The sequence below is a fragment of the Mesorhizobium sp. L103C105A0 genome, assembly GCF_000502215.1.
In the GTDB taxonomy this organism is placed as follows: Bacteria; Pseudomonadota; Alphaproteobacteria; order Rhizobiales; family Rhizobiaceae; genus Mesorhizobium.
The window spans coordinates 173845-190667 of the sequence record NZ_AYXF01000007.1 but is presented as its reverse complement, the minus strand read 5'-3'; the positions used below and the strand labels follow the sequence as shown (position 1 = coordinate 190667).

The following is a 16823-nucleotide window of genomic DNA, read 5'->3' as shown; positions in this document are numbered from 1 at the left end:
GCCGCAATTGACTCCTGACGCAAACCGCGTAAAAGCCGGCATCGAACGGGATCATTTTCGATGCGCGGCCTTCTGATGGCTCTTCTTGCCTTCGACTTCCCCGGCCACAATCATGGGGCCGGGCGCGTCGGCGCGTCTTACCGTTCCAGCAAAACCATGGCCAAAAAAACCACCACCACGGTGTGATTCCCTTGGCCTAACCACCCTCTCCCGGGTCCGGCCCGGGGGACGGAACCCGCATTGGCCGGCGGGTTTTCTCCAAAAACCAAGCGGAGAGGGACAGGAGATTTCTGATGAGTTTCAAGGTTGCGGTAGTCGGCGCCACGGGCAATGTGGGTCGCGAAATGCTCAACATACTGGAAGAGCGCGGCTTTCCGGTAAGCGAAGTCGTGGCGCTGGCCTCGCGGCGCAGCCAGGGCACCGAAGTGTCGTTCGGCGACCGTTCGCTGAAGGTCAAGACGCTCGACCAGTATGATTTTTCCGACACCGACATCTGCATCATGTCGGCCGGCGGCAACGTCTCGAAGGAGTGGTCGCCGAAGATCGGCAAGCAGGGCTGCGTCGTCATCGATAACTCGTCGGCCTTCCGCTATGATCAGGACGTGCCGCTGATCGTGCCGGAAGTGAACCCGGATGCGATCTCGCTGTTCACCCGCAAGAACATCATCGCCAATCCGAACTGCTCGACGGCGCAGCTGGTCGTGGCGCTGAAGCCGCTGCACGATGTCGCCACCATCAAGCGCGTCGTCGTCGCCACCTATCAATCGGTATCCGGCGCCGGCAAGGAAGGCATGGACGAACTCTTTACACAGACCCGCGCGGTGTTCGTCGCCGATGGCGTCGAGGTCAAGAAGTTCACCAAGCGCATCGCCTTCAACGTCATTCCGCATATCGACGTCTTCCTCGACGACGGCTCGACCAAGGAAGAGTGGAAGATGGTCGCCGAGACCAAGAAGATGCTCGACCCCAAGATCAAGCTGACGGCGACCTGTGTGCGCGTGCCGGTGTTCATCGGCCATTCCGAAGCCGTCAACATCGAGTTCGAAAAGCCGATCACCGCCGACGAGGCGCGCGATATCCTGCGCGAAGCGCCGGGCTGCCAGGTCTTGGACAAGCGCGAGGATGGCGGCTACATCACGCCGCTGGAATCGGCCGGCGAGGACGCCACCTTCATCTCGCGCATCCGCGAGGATTCGACCATCGACAACGGCCTGTCGATGTGGATCGTCTCCGACAATCTGCGCAAGGGCGCGGCGCTCAACGCGGTGCAGATCGCCGAGCTTCTGGTCGAGCGCGGCCTGATCCAGCCGAAGAAGAAGGCGGCATAGTTTATTCGCTCACGGGCCGTATCGCCGCTGCCGCGGCGGGCCCTCCGCGGGGGCGCCGGAAAGCCGGCGGCCCGCAGTCGCGGGCTCGGCCTTCGGCCGAAGCCTTCCTTCTCCCCGTTCACGGGGAGAAGGTCCCGGCAGGGGGATGAGGGCAGCGCTGACCTCTGTTGAGAAACGCCTTTGAACGATCCCACCAAAATCGTGCTGCGACCCGCCACGGCTTTGGATGCCGCGACCATCGCCATTGTCATGCGGGCCGCACTTGGCTCGTTCTCCTGGATGCCGGTCATCCACACGCCGGATGAGGATCTTGCCTTCATCCGCGAGATCGTGCTGTCCCGGCAGCAGGTGACGGTCGCCGAGGCCGGCACCGGCATTGTCGGCTTCATTGCCCTGAGCGGCGATTGGGTGGAACAGCTCTATCTCGACCCCGCCTGGATTGGGCAAGGCATCGGCAGCCGGCTGCTGGTGCAAGCGACCGCCGCGCTACGGATCGTTAAACTGCATTGCTTCCAGGGCAACACCGGCGCGCGTCGCTTCTACGAGCGCCATGGCTTTCGCCCCGAGGCGTTCGGCGCGGGCACCACCAACGAAGAAGGCCTGCCGGATATTCTCTACGTGCGTCGGCTTGATATTCAGCCGGCGTTATCCTTGGCCAGTTGGCGCAATAACTCCATCGCTTCCTCGGCCCGCTCAGCGGGCACGAACAGATGGTCATGATAGAAAGCAGAGACCGGATTGACGCCCATGCCGGCGGCGGCCAGCCGGGCGGTGATGGCGGCGAGGAAGCCGACGGCTTCCAGCGAGGAGTGGACGTTCAGGGTGATCATGCGGCAGCGGAAGGCGGACTGCAGCCCGGCGGCCTGGTCTTCGGGCAAGATCAGCGTCGTGCCCTCCTTCTCGCGAAACAGCATCACCGGATTGAGCGTCTCGGGAACCGGTGCACCGGGGACCAGGGTGGCGAAGACATGGATGCCGGGAAGCAGTTCCGGCGTCATCGCCGCCAGCAGCTTTTTCAGATCAGTCTCGCCGGCCATTCGCTCGTCTCTCGCCCAGCCCTAACAATAGCCGTGACTGGTGGATGTCGATAGTCCGTCAAGGTCGAGGGACAGCACCCCCCTCTGCCCTGCCGGGCATCTCCCCCGCAAGGAGGGAGATCGGCGGTTTCGATGCTCCGCTCATTCATGGAACATTGCCGAAGCGGTCGAGCGTGTAATCTCCCCCCTTGCGGGGGAGATGGCCGGCGGGCCAGAGGGGGGTGTGAAGGATCGCCACGCAGCGGCTTTTGCTTGCTGCTACCCAAAAAGAATCCGCACCCTGTAGGATCGCCGCCCCATCGCTCGTCCTTGGTCCGAAGCCAGCAAACGGCTCGAACCGCTTAGGAGGGAACACCGTGAGTATTTCTCAAACCATGCCCGTCTCGTCGGGCGCCCTGTGGACCGGCCGCGTGCTCAGCGGCCTCATCATCCTGTTCATGATCTTCGACGGCGTCATCAAGCTGCCGCCGCTCGATGTCGTCACCCAGACCATGGTGCCGCTCGGCTGGCCGGCCGATGTCAATGTCGCGCGCACGCTCGGCATTATCGGGCTGATCTCGACCGCGCTCTATGCGCTGCCCCGCACCTCGGTGCTCGGCGCCATCCTGCTCACCGGCTATCTCGGCGGCGCCATCGCCACAAACATGCGCGTCGGCAGCCCGTTGTTTTCGCACACGCTGTTTAGCGTCTATCTCGGCATCATCCTGTGGGGCGGTCTCTATCTGCGCGACCCAAGCGTGCGCGCCCTGATCCCGTTCAGCCGTTAAGCGAGGAGAAAAACATGCTCAGCACCATTCTCATCATCCTGGTCGTCATCATCGTCGCCGTGCTCATCTATGCGGCGACGAGGTCGAATGATTTCGTCACCGCCCGCACCGCCAGCATCAAGGCCGCGCCGGAAGCGATCTTTCCGCTGATCAACAATTTCAAGCACTGGCCGGAGTGGTCACCCTACGAAAAGCTCGACCCCGAGATGAAGCGCACGCTGTCGGGCGCTGATGCCGGCAAGGGCGCCGCCTACGCCTGGGAAGGCAATGCCAAGGCCGGCAAGGGACGCATGGAGATCGTCAATTCCGTGCCATCCTCGCTGGTGTCGCTGAAGCTCGACTTCGAGAAGCCGTTCCGGGCCAACAACAGCGTCGACTTCACCCTGAAGCCCTCGGGCGACACCACCGCAGTCACCTGGGCAATGCGCGGCAGCCGGCCCTTCATTGCCAAGCTTTTGGGCCTCTTCATGAATTTCGATACGCTGATCGGCAAGGATTTCGAGGCTGGCCTCGCCAATCTGAAGAAGGCCACTGAAAGGTAAAACGTCCTGCATTTCAACAAGCTCGGCGGCGGTCGTTACGAATGTGACAGGCACGCGCACCGGGATCTCTCACGTCTTCGGGATCAAATCAGCTGTCTGGGAGTTAGAGCCGTGGCGGCGAGGACGGCGATCCGCGTGAGAGAGGAACGACAATGAAAAAAGCGATGATCATTCTGGTACTGGCGACCGCACTGGGTGCGTGCTCGCAAACCGAAAAGGGTGCCGCGGTCGGCGGCCTCGGCGGCGCGGCGGTTGGCGCAGCTGTGGCAAATGATCCGGTTCAGGGCGCCGTCGTCGGCGGCGCCGTCGGCGCCGTGGCCGGCGCGCTGATCGGCCGTGCCAGCGAAAGCGGTCAATGTCGCTACCGCGGCCGCAACGGGCGCACCTACATCGCCAGATGCCCCGACGGTTATTGAACACAGCCAGGTCCAACATCGGAAACCGGCGGCTATAGATCGCCGGTTTCGCTGTTGCCCAAGGCAGCTGGACCATGGCTGCCTGCGCTACAGCAATCCCCGGATATGCTCCCAAGCCAGGCGGCCCAGGCGCGTGTCGGCGTCGTCATTGCCGCCATGGGCATGCAGCCTCGAGCGCGGCGTGATTTCGCCCGGCAGCAGAATGCGGTGGCCGGCGTCGGGCACTGAGACGAGGCAGGTGGTCATTGCGGTGTCCTGGCGACGCCGAACGATCGACTGGGCAAAATCCAGCGATGGCCATAGCGCGTCGTCGCCGCCCGCAACCAGAACAATGTCGGCTGAAATAGCTTCGGCGGGAATGGCAGCCTTGGCCGCTGCGTCCTTGAAGGTTTGCAAGGCACGTAGGAAGAGCCCCCGGTAGGACACCAGACCATGGACATACTCAGCGTTCCAAGCGGGATTGCTTGGGACAAACGGCAACGGAATCCCTCGAGCGTCCACGACGATCGTTCCGGCCAGCTGACGCCGTCGCGGCCCGGCCCGATATTGCCCCAGACCACCGATGTCGGGCTGATCGCAACCACGAGGCCGATGCGTGGATCGTGAGCCGCCGCAAGCAGGGAGGCCTCGGCGCCTTTCGAGGTCCCGACATAGACGATGCGCCGGCATCCCATCTGGACAAGATAGTCGGTCGCCGCGAAAAACGTTTCGAGCGGGATCTCGCAAATGCCGGGCACCTGACCTTCGCCGCCAAACCATTGCAGCGCGAGAGCGGATGCTCCTTCCTTGGCAAAGAGCCGGGCGCGGGTGACGTCGATGCGGCCGCTCGATCCGCTGAGCACGACGACGCCTGTCGTGGCGCCGGCGCATCGCAACAGCGTTCCGGCTACGCCGCCGAAAAGGGTCTCTTCCGTGACGGTCCGCTCAGTCATCTTTCGTTCGAACGCATATGACATCGCCGCACATTAGCAAAACGGCGGGCACAGGCCCGCCGTTTTGTCGATGCGATGACGCGATGCTTATTCGGCGGTGGCGGCTTCCGCTTCGGCCGGGGCTGCAGCAGCGGCGGCAACGGCGGCGGCAGCGTCTTCCTGGGCCTTCTTCAGCAGAGAGGCGCGTTCCTGCGCCTTCTTGCCGGGCTCGGCCTTCTTCGGGTTGGAGCGGGCTTCGCGCTTGAGGAGGCCGGCCTCATCGAGGAAGCGCAGCACGCGGTCGGTCGGCTGAGCGCCGTGCGACAGCCAATGCTTGACGCGGTCGGCGTCGACCTTGACGCGCTCGCCGTCCTTGGGCAGCAGCGGGTTCCACGAGCCGATCGACTCGATGAACCGGCCGTCGCGCGGCGAACGGGCGTCGGCAATGACGACGTGGTAGTAAGGGCGCTTCTTCGAGCCCGCACGGGCCAGTCTGATCTTCAAGGGCATTTCATTTCTCCTAAATTTCTGATTTCAGTGTTGGGTTAATGGCTTTGTCTGGTGCAGGTCGTTGTCCCAAAACCGCTGCGCACTTTTGGGCGACATGCACTTTGTTAGCCGGTTTTGCTTGCGCCGTTGGACGCGGCGATCTGCTCGTGATGGCGGATCACTTCGCGGACGACGAAGTTGAGGAATTTTTCCGCGAAATCGGGGTCGAGATGAGCGTCCTTCGCCAGCTGGCGAAGGCGGGTGATCTGCTCCTGCTCGCGCGCCGGGTCGGCGGGCGGCAGGCCATGCTCGGCCTTGAGCACGCCGACCGCCTTGGTGCAGCGGAAGCGCTCGGCCAGCATATGAATGAGGGCGGCGTCGATGTTGTCGATCGAGGCGCGATAGCCGGCCAGGATGGTGCGTGCGTCGGCCATGTCTTTTTCTTCGTTCATAGCGTCCTCACTTCTTCTTTCCGAGGCCGGGCAGACCACCGCCGCCAAGGCCGGGAAGCTTCATGCCGCCGGGCAGACCGGGCAGGCCACCGCCGCTCGGGGCGGGCCGGCCCTTCATGCCGCCAAGACCGGGCATCTGCTTCTGCAAGGCTTCGAGCTGCTTGGGATCCATCTTGGAGAGGTCGGGCATGCCGCCACCCATCATGCCGCCGGGGCCACCCGGCATCATGCCGCCGAGGCCCATCTTGGAGGCAAGGCCGCCCATCATGCCGCGCATCAGGCCGCCGCCTTTGCCCTTGCCGCCCATCGCCTTCATCATGTCGGCCATGCCGCGATGCATTTTCAAGAGCTTGTTGATCTCGGCCGCATCCGTGCCTGAGCCGGCGGCGATGCGCTTCTTGCGCGAATGTTTCAGCATGTCCGGATTGGCGCGCTCGGCCTTGGTCATCGACGAGATGATGGCGAGCTGGCGGCCGAACATCTTGTCGTCGAGGCCGGCGGCGGCCATCTGGTCCTTCATTTTGCCCATGCCGGGCATCATGCCCATGATGCCGCCCATGCCGCCCATTTTCGACATTTGCTGAAGCTGGCCGGCAAGGTCGTTCAGGTCGAACTTGCCCGACTGCATCTTCTTGGCCATCGCCGCCGCCTGCTCGGCGTCGATGTGTTCGGCGGCCTTTTCGACCAGCGAGACGATGTCGCCCATGCCAAGGATGCGGTCTGCAATACGCTTGGGGTGGAATTCCTCCAGCCCGTCCATCTTTTCGCCGGTGCCGATCAGCTTGATCGGCTTGCCGGTGACGGCGCGCATCGAAAGCGCGGCACCGCCACGGCCGTCGCCGTCCATGCGAGTCAGCACCAGGCCGGTGATGCCGACGCGCTCATCGAAGCTTTTGGCAAGGTTGACGGCGTCCTGGCCGGTCAGCGAATCCGCGACCAGCAGGATTTCGTGCGGGCTCGACACCTTCTTGATGTCGGCCATCTCCACCATCAGCGGCTCATCGATATGGGTGCGGCCGGCGGTGTCGAGGATGACGACGTCATGACCGCCGAGCTTGGCTGCCTGGACGGCGCGCCTGGCGATGTCGACCGGGTTCTGGCCCGCAATGACAGGCAGGGTCGCGACTTTGACCTGCTCGCCGAGCTGGCGCAGCTGCTCTTGCGCCGCGGGCCGCCGCGTGTCGAGCGAGGCCATCAGAACCTTCTTGTTCTGGCGCTCGGTCAGGCGCTTGGCGATCTTGGCGGAGGTCGTCGTCTTGCCGGAGCCCTGCAGGCCGACCATCATGATGACGACCGGCGCCGGCGCATTGAGGTCGATGGCGACGCCCTCGGCGCCGAGCATGTCGACCAACTCGTCATGGACGATCTTGACGACCATCTGTCCGGGCTTGATCGACTTGACGACGGCGGCGCCGACGGCCTTCTCGCGCACCTTGTCGGTGAAGGAACGCACCACTTCCAGCGCAACGTCGGCTTCGAGCAGCGCACGGCGCACCTCGCGCAACGCCGCCGAGACATCAGCCTCCGACAGCGCGCCGCGGCCTGTCAGGCCGTTCAGGATGGAGCCAAGGCGCTCCTGAAGTGATTCAAACATTGGTCAACCCGCCGCGCGAGAGCGCCTTGGATTCATGGTGATCCCTGTCGGGCCGATGGCCCTCCACGCCTCTTGTGCGCTCCTGCAGCGATTCAAACATTCCGTTTCCTTTTCTCAGGCACCCCGATGGTGCCCGAGAGGTAGTGCGTTCGCGCCGCTCATCCAAGCAAAGCTCAAAACCAAAAAGCACCCGGGGGCGCTCAGCGCTGCCGGGTGTTGGCCTCCAGGATCTGTTTACAGCACCCACCTCAAAAGGTTTTGGCGTCCTGGTCGGCTTGCTCGGAGGGATACTCGTCGCGGATTTCGGGGCTGTAGACAGGAAATCGGCCGAAGAGTCAAGACAAGGGCGGCTTCCCGGTCTCTGGATCGGTCCCTGTTTAGTTCACCCTGCATCCCGAGGGTCGGCCGTAACCTTCAGCGGCGAGCGCGGGTGCAGAAGCAGCAGGATCGTCAGCAAGGTGCAGACGATACCGATGGCGGCGATGATGACGGCATCCGTCGTCGTCCAGTCCGGACCTTCCAGCGGCTTGGCGTTGAACAGGGCGAAGGAATTGTAGTTCTCCTGATGCGAGATCAGCAGGAAGCCGGTGAGATTGTTGCCGAGATGGGCGCCGAAGGCGGCGCCGAGATTGCCGGTGACATAAACCACCAGCGTCAACAGCAAGGCGAAGGCGGCGATCGAGGCCAGCACGCAGGCGTTGATGGCGGGGGTCGAGCCCGGGCTCCAATGCAAGGAGGTGAACAGCAAAGCGGGCAATAGCGCCCACACGTAAGGGCTCTCGAAGCGCCTGGCCAGGCCGCGCAGCAGATAGCCGCGAAACAGCATCTCCTCGGACGAGGTCTGCAGCAGGGTCAGCGCCACGATCGGGAGCAGGAACAGCAGCCAGGTCGACAGGTTGATCGTGCCGCGGGCGATTTCGGGCTGTAGCCAGTAGAGCAGGATTTCGGAAAGCGCCGATGTGATCAGCACCGCGACCAGGCCCTTGAGGAAGCCCGACAAGGACACGCGGCGACTGGCGCCGAAAAGCGCCGAGAGCGGCTCGCCATGGACGAAACGCATGGCAAGCCAGAGGCCGAGCCAGATGCCGGTAAACGAGGTGAGTGCGGTGAGTATGCCGATGGGCGAGGCCAGAAAGCCCTGAAGCGGCCCGCGCGGATCGTCCGGCAATACATGCCAGACGATCGCGACATAGGTGCCGCCAAGCACCACAACCAGGGTGATCGCCACCCAGAACAGGACGACGACTGCCGTTCCAATTATCAGCCGCGGCAGGTTCGTCTTTTCGGTGGCCGTGTTGCTATAGCGCTCGAAGGCGGCTGGATCTGATATCACGCGAGTTCCTCTGCCGAACGCATCGGGTCGCATGATCTAGGGGATCGTCGGCTCTCGCGCAATTGCTGCTGTTCAGCGACCCTTTTGCCGCCCTCAGCCTCGGCAGGAGGGCGGCACGAGTTCACTTGTCATTCTTTCCAGGCAAAATCAGCGCACGACGTACATGATGCGCCGTGTCTGCGGGTCGACCAGCGCCTGCTGGCCATTCACATAGACGTAGCGGTAGCGGTAGTCGGGGATTTCGCGCAGTTCGACCGTGTCGGGCAAGGTGGCACCGGTCACCACCTCGCCCTCGAGATAGACAGGATCGAGCCGGTGCGTGCTGACATAGGTGCCGACTACCGCCGGTGGCCTGTCGATGGCGTCGACGGGGCCGTCGTCGGACAGAATCGCACCGGTATAGGTATCGGGATAATCATCCTGCGGCGGTGTAACCACGGTGATGGCGGCGTTGGCGGGGCGGCGTGTCAGAACGACCCGGTTGCCGCCGAAATCGGCCGTGACATAGTCGGAATAGACCCAGCCCTGGCCTCCGGCTTCGGCAATGGTGCACCATTTGCTGTTTTCGATGCAGCCATTGAGCGTCGCCGACTGGCCGGCGGCGAGCACGCCGATCACAGGATATTGCGGGCCGGGGCCGGCGCGCACATTAAGATCGGTGACGGCCGAGACGGCGGTATCGGCAAGTGCCGCACCCGACATCGCGACAAGCGCCCCGGCGACGGCCGGAAACAATATGCGTCTCATGGTTTCTCTCCCTTTCATGGTCCCTCGCGACACCAAACGAAACCAGAACGCATGCGTTCCGGCTAAAATACCGACGCCAGCTCACGATTTGTTCCGGTTTCTTTCGGCAAACCGGTCAAAAGCTCATGCACGAAGCTGAGTTTCTGCGCCGTCACGTCCGAAATGACGAAGGGATAAAGGTCGGGCAGGCCCATGCAGCGGTTGATCGAGTTGGAGGCTTCCGAGAGTACCAGCCAGCGGGCGAGAATCTTTTCGAACGGCTCGGGCACGGCGTCAGGTTCCGCGGGCGCCGCCTGCAACCGGCCGCCGGTGTCGCCTTGCGGCAGCACATTGGTCTCCATCGTCTCAAGCTGGCCGAGTGGAAAATTCAGCGCGTGCACCATCTCCAGCGTGTCGGTGATGTGGAGGTGGTGCGCCCAGGTCTCGGCCCAGTCTTCCCATGGATGCGACGTCGCATAGGCGGAGATGTGGTTCTGCTGCCAGTCGGGCGCAGCGCCATTGGCGTAATAGGCCTTCAGCGCCTGCTCGTAGTCGGGGCGTTCGTCGCCGAACAGCGCCCGGAAGGCATCGAGCCGTTGCGGCTCGTCGCGGATCAGCCGGTCCCAGTAGTAATGGCCAAGCTCATGACGGAAATGACCGAGCAGCGTGCGGTAATTTTCGCCCATCTCGACGCGACGCCGCTCGCGCTCGGCCGAGTCCGCCTCGGCGACGTTGAGCGTGATCAGGCCGTTGTCGTGGCCGGTAAGGATGCGTTCGCCGCCGGGACCGCCGCCGATCGGATCGGCAATGAAGTCGAAGGCGAGGCCGATTTCGTCGCCGTGCTTGTGCTTGGGCACGACCGGAAGGCCGAAGGCGAGCAGCGAATAGACGGCGCGCTTCTTGGCCGCCTCGACGCGAATCCAGCGGCGGCGGTTGCCGTCGACGGAGAGGTCGGGGATCAGCTGGTTCAGCACGCAGGCGCGGCAGTAGGTATGACCCGGTTCGGCCATCCAGTTGCAGGCGCATTCATCCGCATTGGTGCAGTGGAAGATGCCGTCGACGTCAGACAAGGCAAAGCGCGCATGCTCGGGATCGTAAAGCACGAGACTCCCGCAATTCAGGCACTGCGCATTCTCGAAGTAGAGGCGATGGCCGCAATGCGGGCAGTCGAACAGTTTCATGTCGATCTCGATGCGTCAGGCGTTGGCGTATGGCGTCAGAGGAGGAATATGGTGCGGAGCGGCGCCTCGCCCAAACGCCCGCCACGGGCCGCCGTTCCATGCCCCCGTCACCTCTTTTTACCCGAGCAGCGAATTCGCCTGCCCGGCACCGGGCGTTTCGGCCACAATAAGCACTTGATCGTAAGCAAATTCCGCTGCATTGGCCAGGGTAGCGCCGGGGGTACGGTGACAATGGCGCGTTTCGCTGGCAAGTTCGCAACCGGGACGTGATTCAGGCAATCAGGAGAAAAAGCATGGCATTGCTTGCCAAGGGAAAGATTATTGCTGCCGCGGTGGTCGCGGTACTTGCGCTGGCGACGGGCGCGCAGGCGGCGGCCAGCTGCGGCAAGACCGGCGCGGGCTTCGAGGCGTGGAAGCAGGACTTTGCCGCGCAGGCCAGGTCCGAAGGTGTCGGCGGGAAGGGTCTGGCTGCTCTGGCCGGTGCCAGCTACGCGACAAAGACAATCTCCGTCGACCGCGCCATCCACAAGGCTTTCAGCGGTTCGGTGGACGCCTTCATGAAGCGCCGTGGCGGAGCTGCGATCATTTCCAGGGGCCGTGCGCTGAAGAAGTCGAATGCGGCGATGTTCGACAGGATCGAGAGCAATTACGGCGTGTCGCCGGGCGTGTTGCTGGCCATCTGGGGCATGGAAACCGGCTTCGGAGCCTCCCTGGGCAACCAGAACACGGTCTCCGCCATTCTGACGCTTGCCTATGATTGCCGTCGCCCGGGCTTCTTTTACCCGCATGCCATTGCGGCGCTGAAGCTGGTCGATCGCGGCGCGCTGAGCGCCTCGTCGGTCGGCGCTGCGCATGGCGAGATCGGCCATACGCAGTTCCTGCCCGGCAATGTCCTGAAGTATGGCGTCGGCAACGGAAATCTGCGCGACAAGGCAACGGCCTTGGCTTCGACGGCCAACTTCCTCAAGGCTCATGGCTGGCGGGCGGGTGCGAGCGCGAGTGCGAATATGGGGGCCATCGCCGGCTGGAATTCCGCCAGCGTCTACCAGCAGGCCATCGCCCAGATCGCCGACGCGATCGACGGCGGCTGATAGAAATATCCAGATCGAAGAACGGAAAGCCCGGCCATGCGCCGGGCTTTTCTGCAAGGACTGGAGCTTTTGGCGTTCAAACCGTTCAGCAGCCGAGCGGCTACCCGCCTTTTATGACCTTCCAGATGTCCGTGGACTGGTCGAACTGGAGGCGGTTTATGTCGGAGAAGGTCAGCCGGCCGGTCTTCATGGCATCGACAAGGCGGCGGCACAGCAGTGGCGGCATGCGCTCCAGGGAAACGCCCATGAAAGCGGCGATCTCGTGTTTGGCCGATATATTCGATATGGCCACCTTGCTGACGCAGCGATCGAATGCCGCCTCGGGATCCTGTCTCACTTGCTCCTGCCCAGTCTGGCAACCGGCCAGCATGACGACCATTGCAGGCAGGGCCACAAACCACGGCTTCATTGTCAGCTGCCCCCATCGATTGTGAGGAGGCTAGATAAGGGCCCGAAAAGATCAAGCAGGAAAAGCACTGAGTTCTTTGCCGCCGCTCTATTTCTTTGTTTTTACGCAGTTACGGACGAAGTCGGGCATGCTCTTTCTCGAATTGCTCGATCGTTGGCGCAAATGCCGGCTGAGCGACTGGGCTCTCAATAATGTGCGTAGCCGCTCAACGGGCACTTCTGGGAAATAGGAACCTCGAAGGCGCCTTCAGTACCTTTGCAGCTCCGGAATTTGGAGTTGCGCAGCACCGGCGCGGCCCTGGCAGCCGCCTTTGACTTGCCCTTGATGACCAGCCATATCTCGGTCGGCAGGTCTAGCTGCACTCTGTTCAAATCGGAGTAGCTGATCCCCCCGCTGCGTACGCCTTCGGTGATACGCTGGCAGAACAGGGCCGGCATGCGCTCCTGCGAGACGCCCATGAAAGAGGCGATTTCGTGCTTGAACGTGATGCTCCACAAATGGACTGCGGAGATGCACCCGTCCTGCTCGCGTTTCGCGGCCGCCTGCGAGGACTGGCATCCGGTAAAGACGATGGCCGCCGCAAGCATGAGAAAAATGGCGTTTTTCACGATCGGAATCCCTCGTCCCGCGAAGGAATTTAGATGAGGCTTTTAAAAGGTCAAACGGAAACCATGTCAGCCAGCTTGGCCTCTTATATTAGAGGTATCAAATAAGAACCCTGCGTGACCGCCGGGTTTTCCTGGAACACTAGTTTGGTTCACCCTTGCGGCTCCTTGCCGCCAGCGTCCTCAGCCGCAGCGCATTGAGGCGGATGAAGCCGGCGGCGTCCTTCTGGTCGTAGGCGCCGCGGTCATCCTCGAAGGTGACCAGCGCGTCGGAATAGAGCGTCTTCTTGGATTTGCGGCCGGTGACCATGACATTGCCCTTGTAGAGTTTCAGGCGCACCGTGCCTTCGACGTCTTCCTGGCTCTTGTCGATCATCGCCTGGAGCATCAGCCGCTCGGGCGAGAACCAGAAGCCGTTGTAGATCAGCTCGGCGTAGCGCGGCATGAACTCGTCCTTGAGGTGGCCGGCGCCGCGGTCGAGCGTGATCGATTCGATGGCGCGGTGGGCGACGATCAGGATGGTGCCGCCGGGGGTCTCGTAGACGCCGCGCGATTTCATGCCGACGAAGCGGTTCTCGACCAGATCGAGCCGGCCGATGCCATTGTCGCGGCCAAGATCGTTAAGCGCCGTCAGAATGGCGGCCGGCGACAGCTTCTTGCCGTTCAGTGCAATCGGATCGCCCTTCAAAAATTCGATCTCGATCTCGGTGACCTTGTCCGGCGCCTCCATCGGCGAGACGGTGCGCTGATGGACGAATTCCGGCGGCTCGCTCCACGGGTCTTCCAGCACCTTGCCCTCGGAAGAGGAGTGCAGAAGGTTGGCGTCGACCGAGAACGGCGCCTCCCCCCGCTTGTCCTTGGCCACCGGGATCTGGTGCTGCTCGGCGAAGTTGATCAGGTCGGTGCGCGACTTGAACGACCAGTCGCGCCACGGCGCGATGACCTTGATGTCGGGATTCAGCGCATAGGCCGACAGCTCGAAACGCACCTGGTCGTTGCCCTTGCCGGTGGCGCCGTGCGCAATGGCATCGGCGCCGACCTCCTGGGCGATCTCGACCAGGTGCTTGGAAATCAACGGGCGGGCGATCGAGGTGCCGAGCAGGTAGGTGCCTTCATAGACGGCGTTGGCGCGAAACATCGGGAAGACGAAATCCGAGACGAATTCCTCGCGCACATCGACGACGCGGATATCCTTGATGCCCATCATCTCAGCCTTCTGGCGCGCCGGCTCCAGCTCGCCACCCTGGCCGAGATCGGCGGTGAAGGTGACGACTTCGGCGCCGAGCTCGGTCTGCAGCCATTTCAGGATGATGGAGGTGTCGAGACCGCCGGAATAGGCGAGCACGACCTTCTTGACGTCTTTTGTCTTGGGCATTGCTGGGGACATTTTGGCGGTTCCGCGCGTGAGTTTCGCGGGCGAGGTATCACGGCATTTCCGGCCAGCGCAAGGGATGAACGGGCGCCGGCCGCCGCAGCCGCTGGACCAGATGCGACGCCAGTCAGTTGCTGGCGTGAGCGGGGAGGCTGCGTTATAGACCGACGATCATTCGCCAGGGGCCACCGATGTCCTTCATTCCCGACACCACAACACTGATCCAGTTCGCCATCGCCACCATGATCCTGGCGATCACGCCGGGGCCGGATATGACGCTGTTCGTCTCGCGAACACTGAGCCAGGGCCGCGCCGCCGGCTTTGCCTCGCTGGCGGGTGCTCTGTTCGGAACGCTGATCCATACAACTTTGGTGGCGGTCGGCATCTCGGCGCTGATCGTCGCCTCGCCGATGGCCTTCCTGGTGCTGAAAATCTTCGGCGCCGTCTATCTGGTGTTCCTGGCCTGGCAGGCGATGACCAAGGGCTCGGCGTTTTCACCGCAGAAGAAGAATGGCCCGCAGATTTCGCTGTTCCGCAGCTGGGCCGCCGGACTCGGCGTCAATTTGCTCAACCCGAAGATCATCCTGTTCTTCATGACGTTTCTGCCGCAGTTCGTCTCGGCTCACGATCCGAACGCGCCGGGAAAACTGTTCTCCCTCGGCCTCATGTTCATCGTGCTGTCGATCCCTGTGACGGCGCCGATGGTGTTTGCCGCGGAAAGGTTTTCGGCGGCGATGAAGGCCAGCCCGCGCGTAACGCGGGTCGTCGACTATCTCTTTGCCGGTGTGTTTTCGGCCTTCGCGCTCAAGATCCTGACCGCTCAGGCGAAGTAGCGGCCTGCCACCAGCTTCCGGCCCAGCGGCCGGCGCTTAGCCAGTAGAAGATGCCCGCCGACCATGCCGCAGCCGATCACCGCGGCGATGGCGCGCGGTTCGGTGACGTCGAAATCCACGTTCTGGTGGACGAAGCCGAGGAAGGCCGCGGCCACCAAGCCGCCCGCGAGTGCATAGAACAGCCAGTCGCGGCGGCTGAGGACCTCGGAGATCAGGATTGCGACCACCGCCGGTATGAAAGCGAAATAGGCGACAAACAGCGCCACGAACGGGATCGAAAAATACAGCGCCGCGGCCGCCGCTGGGTGCGCATCGTCCGGCATATAACCGACGGAAGCCAGGAACAGCACGTTGAGAAAGGCGCTCGCCGCCAATGAGGCGACGACATAGCCGAACAGGATGACAGCGAAACGGAGGATATAGGCGAAGAGGCGGCTCACGCCTCGCCATGCCCCGCAATCATCATGGCTTCCAGCGCCAGGCGGTCGACCTTGCGCATGCGTTCGGAGTCGGATTTGAGCTGCCCGCAGGCGGCCAGGATGTCGCGGCCGCGCGGCGTGCGGATCGGCGAGGCATAGCCGGCATTGTTGATGTAGTCGGCAAACTTCTCGATCGTCTCCCAGTCCGAGCACTGATAGTTGGTGCCCGGCCACGGGTTGAACGGGATCAGATTGATCTTGGCCGGAATGCCTTTGAGCAGCTTGATCAGCCCCTTGGCGTCCTCGATGGAATCGTTGACGTCCTTCAGCATCACATATTCGAAGGTGATGCGCTTGGCGTTGGACAGGCCGGGATAGGCGCGGCAGGCCTCGATCAGTTCCTTCAGCGGATACTTCTTGTTGATCGGCACAAGCAGGTCGCGCAGATCGTCATTGGTGGCGTGCAGCGAGATCGCCAGCATGACCCCTATCTCCTCGCCGGTGCGGAAGATCTCGGGCACCACGCCGGAGGTCGAGAGCGTAATGCGGCGCTTCGACAGCGACAGTCCGTCGCCGTCGGAGGCAATCAGCAGCGCCTTCTTCACCGCCTCGAAATTGTAGAGCGGCTCGCCCATGCCCATCATGACGACGTTGGAGACTTTTCTGCCCTCGGCAGGGACGATGGCGCCGTCGGGTGTGTCGCGGTCGGGGAAATCGCCGAGCCGGTCGCGGGCGGTGAGCAATTGCGCCAGGATCTCTTCCGCCGTCAAATTGCGCACCAGCTTCTGCGTGCCGGTGTGGCAGAACGAACAGGTCAGCGTGCAGCCGACCTGCGAGGAGATGCAGAGCGTGCCGCGGCCTTCTTCGGGGATGTAGACGGTCTCGATCTCGACGGGACGGCCGGCACCGCGCGGCGGAAAGCGGAACAGCCACTTGCGCGTGCCGTCGGAGGAAATCTGCTCCTCGACGATTTCGGGCCGGGCGACGGTAAAATGCTTGTCGAGTTCGGCGCGCAGATCCTTGGAGATGTTGAACATGCCGGCAAAATCGGAGACGCCGCGCACATACATCCAGTGCCAGAGCTGCTGGGCGCGCATTTTCGCCTGGCGCTCGGGCACGATGCCGGCACTGACAAGGGCTTCACCGAGCTCGGCCCGGGTCAGGCCGATCAGCGACGGCTTCTCGGGCGTGGCGCGAGCGCGCAACGCGTCGCGTGCGCCCTCAGTGGTGAGATCGAAGGAAAGGGTCATATCAGCGCCAATATAAGCGAATTGCGGCCGATTTCATCCATCGTGCCGAAAAGAAGCGCGGCGCATAG

At 63.0% G+C, this 16823-nt stretch carries 19 protein-coding genes and 2 pseudogenes; 8 read left to right on the top strand and 13 right to left on the bottom strand.

Annotation, left to right across the window (positions count from 1 at the left end; genetic code table 11):
- Window positions 1-60 precede the first annotated feature (60 nt).
- The 3 genes from X727_RS1000000169640 (at window position 61) to X727_RS144210 (ending at window position 2048) form a co-directional block, all read left to right on the top strand.
- On the top strand, window positions 61-186 hold the full coding sequence (locus X727_RS1000000169640) for a hypothetical protein (RefSeq protein ID WP_023671697.1): 126 nt from the start codon (window positions 61-63) through the stop codon (window positions 184-186).
- Window positions 187-293: 107 nt separating this feature from the next.
- Complete coding sequence (locus X727_RS144205; protein WP_023671698.1) at window positions 294-1328, top strand: aspartate-semialdehyde dehydrogenase; 1035 nt, start codon at window positions 294-296, stop codon at window positions 1326-1328.
- Between the two features lie 180 nt (window positions 1329-1508).
- A complete protein-coding gene (locus X727_RS144210) occupies window positions 1509-2048 on the top strand; it encodes a GNAT family N-acetyltransferase (protein ID WP_023814782.1) in 540 nt (179 codons plus the stop codon).
- On the opposite strand, the gene X727_RS144215 is transcribed toward X727_RS144210, so the two are convergent.
- On the bottom strand, window positions 1964-2365 hold the full coding sequence (locus X727_RS144215) for an ACT domain-containing protein (protein ID WP_023814781.1): 402 nt from the start codon (window positions 2363-2365) through the stop codon (window positions 1964-1966). The two genes, X727_RS144210 and X727_RS144215, sit on opposite strands and share 85 nt — an antisense overlap.
- Before the next feature lie 356 nt (window positions 2366-2721).
- On the opposite strand from X727_RS144215, the gene X727_RS144220 reads away from it, so the two are divergent.
- The 3 genes from X727_RS144220 (at window position 2722) to X727_RS144230 (ending at window position 4090) form a co-directional block, all read left to right on the top strand.
- Window positions 2722-3132 (top strand): DoxX family protein, encoded by a 411-nt coding sequence (locus X727_RS144220; protein ID WP_023687655.1) that lies wholly within the window; start codon window positions 2722-2724, stop codon window positions 3130-3132.
- Window positions 3133-3146: 14 nt separating this feature from the next.
- A complete protein-coding gene (locus X727_RS144225; protein WP_023805919.1) occupies window positions 3147-3674 on the top strand; it encodes an SRPBCC family protein in 528 nt (175 codons plus the stop codon).
- Between the two features lie 152 nt (window positions 3675-3826).
- On the top strand, window positions 3827-4090 hold the full coding sequence (locus X727_RS144230; protein ID WP_023834710.1) for a YMGG-like glycine zipper-containing protein: 264 nt from the start codon (window positions 3827-3829) through the stop codon (window positions 4088-4090).
- An 87-nt stretch (window positions 4091-4177) separates the two neighbouring features.
- Here the strand turns inward: X727_RS144230 and X727_RS01000000164945 are convergent.
- From X727_RS01000000164945 to X727_RS144260, 7 genes and pseudogenes are all read right to left on the bottom strand, one after another.
- Window positions 4178-5022 (bottom strand): annotated as a pseudogene (locus X727_RS01000000164945) (acyl-CoA thioester hydrolase/BAAT C-terminal domain-containing protein).
- Window positions 5023-5109: 87 nt separating this feature from the next.
- Window positions 5110-5511 carry a 30S ribosomal protein S16 gene (rpsP, locus tag X727_RS144235; protein WP_023671705.1) on the bottom strand — a complete coding sequence of 134 codons (402 nt, stop codon included), beginning with the start codon at window positions 5509-5511 and terminating at the stop codon, window positions 5110-5112.
- Window positions 5512-5615: 104 nt separating this feature from the next.
- A complete protein-coding gene (locus X727_RS144240; protein WP_023671706.1) occupies window positions 5616-5942 on the bottom strand; it encodes a chorismate mutase in 327 nt (108 codons plus the stop codon).
- Between the two features lie 7 nt (window positions 5943-5949).
- Window positions 5950-7536 carry a signal recognition particle protein gene (gene ffh / locus X727_RS144245; protein WP_023834709.1) on the bottom strand — a complete coding sequence of 529 codons (1587 nt, stop codon included), beginning with the start codon at window positions 7534-7536 and terminating at the stop codon, window positions 5950-5952.
- Between the two features lie 382 nt (window positions 7537-7918).
- Window positions 7919-8869 (bottom strand): type II CAAX endopeptidase family protein, encoded by a 951-nt coding sequence (locus tag X727_RS144250; RefSeq protein WP_023702592.1) that lies wholly within the window; start codon window positions 8867-8869, stop codon window positions 7919-7921.
- Between the two features lie 147 nt (window positions 8870-9016).
- Window positions 9017-9616 carry a DUF1236 domain-containing protein gene (locus X727_RS144255; protein WP_023834708.1) on the bottom strand — a complete coding sequence of 200 codons (600 nt, stop codon included), beginning with the start codon at window positions 9614-9616 and terminating at the stop codon, window positions 9017-9019.
- A 62-nt stretch (window positions 9617-9678) separates the two neighbouring features.
- Window positions 9679-10776, bottom strand: coding sequence for a putative zinc-binding metallopeptidase (locus tag X727_RS144260; RefSeq protein ID WP_023671710.1), 1098 nt, complete (start codon window positions 10774-10776; stop codon window positions 9679-9681).
- 293 nt (window positions 10777-11069) lie between these two features.
- Here X727_RS144260 and X727_RS144265 point away from each other — a divergent pair, with 293 nt between their 5' ends.
- Complete coding sequence (locus X727_RS144265) at window positions 11070-11867, top strand: lytic transglycosylase domain-containing protein (RefSeq protein WP_023671711.1); 798 nt, start codon at window positions 11070-11072, stop codon at window positions 11865-11867.
- A 100-nt stretch (window positions 11868-11967) separates the two neighbouring features.
- Here the strand turns inward: X727_RS144265 and X727_RS144270 are convergent, their stop codons facing one another.
- The 3 genes from X727_RS144270 to X727_RS144280 form a co-directional block, all read right to left on the bottom strand.
- Window positions 11968-12204 (bottom strand): hypothetical protein, encoded by a 237-nt coding sequence (locus tag X727_RS144270; protein WP_155923600.1) that lies wholly within the window; start codon window positions 12202-12204, stop codon window positions 11968-11970.
- Between the two features lie 257 nt (window positions 12205-12461).
- Entirely contained in the window at window positions 12462-12884 is a 423-nt protein-coding gene (locus X727_RS144275; protein WP_023834707.1) for a hypothetical protein, read from the bottom strand.
- A gap of 139 nt (window positions 12885-13023) precedes the next feature.
- Window positions 13024-14256, bottom strand: a complete 1233-nt coding sequence (locus X727_RS144280) for an argininosuccinate synthase (RefSeq protein WP_023745437.1) — start codon at window positions 14254-14256, stop codon at window positions 13024-13026.
- Between the two features lie 188 nt (window positions 14257-14444).
- Between X727_RS144280 and X727_RS144285 the strand changes: the two genes are divergently transcribed.
- Window positions 14445-15086 carry a LysE family translocator gene (locus tag X727_RS144285; protein WP_023671715.1) on the top strand — a complete coding sequence of 214 codons (642 nt, stop codon included), beginning with the start codon at window positions 14445-14447 and terminating at the stop codon, window positions 15084-15086.
- On the opposite strand, the pseudogene X727_RS01000000164940 reads toward X727_RS144285, so the two are convergent.
- Window positions 15058-15526 (bottom strand): annotated as a pseudogene (locus X727_RS01000000164940) (hypothetical protein). The gene X727_RS144285 and the pseudogene X727_RS01000000164940 sit on opposite strands and share 29 nt — an antisense overlap.
- Window positions 15523-16755 (bottom strand): 23S rRNA (adenine(2503)-C(2))-methyltransferase RlmN, encoded by a 1233-nt coding sequence (gene rlmN / locus X727_RS144290; protein ID WP_023710246.1) that lies wholly within the window; start codon window positions 16753-16755, stop codon window positions 15523-15525. The pseudogene X727_RS01000000164940 and the gene rlmN overlap by 4 nt, the downstream one beginning before the upstream one ends.
- Window positions 16756-16823: the final 68 nt, after the last annotated feature.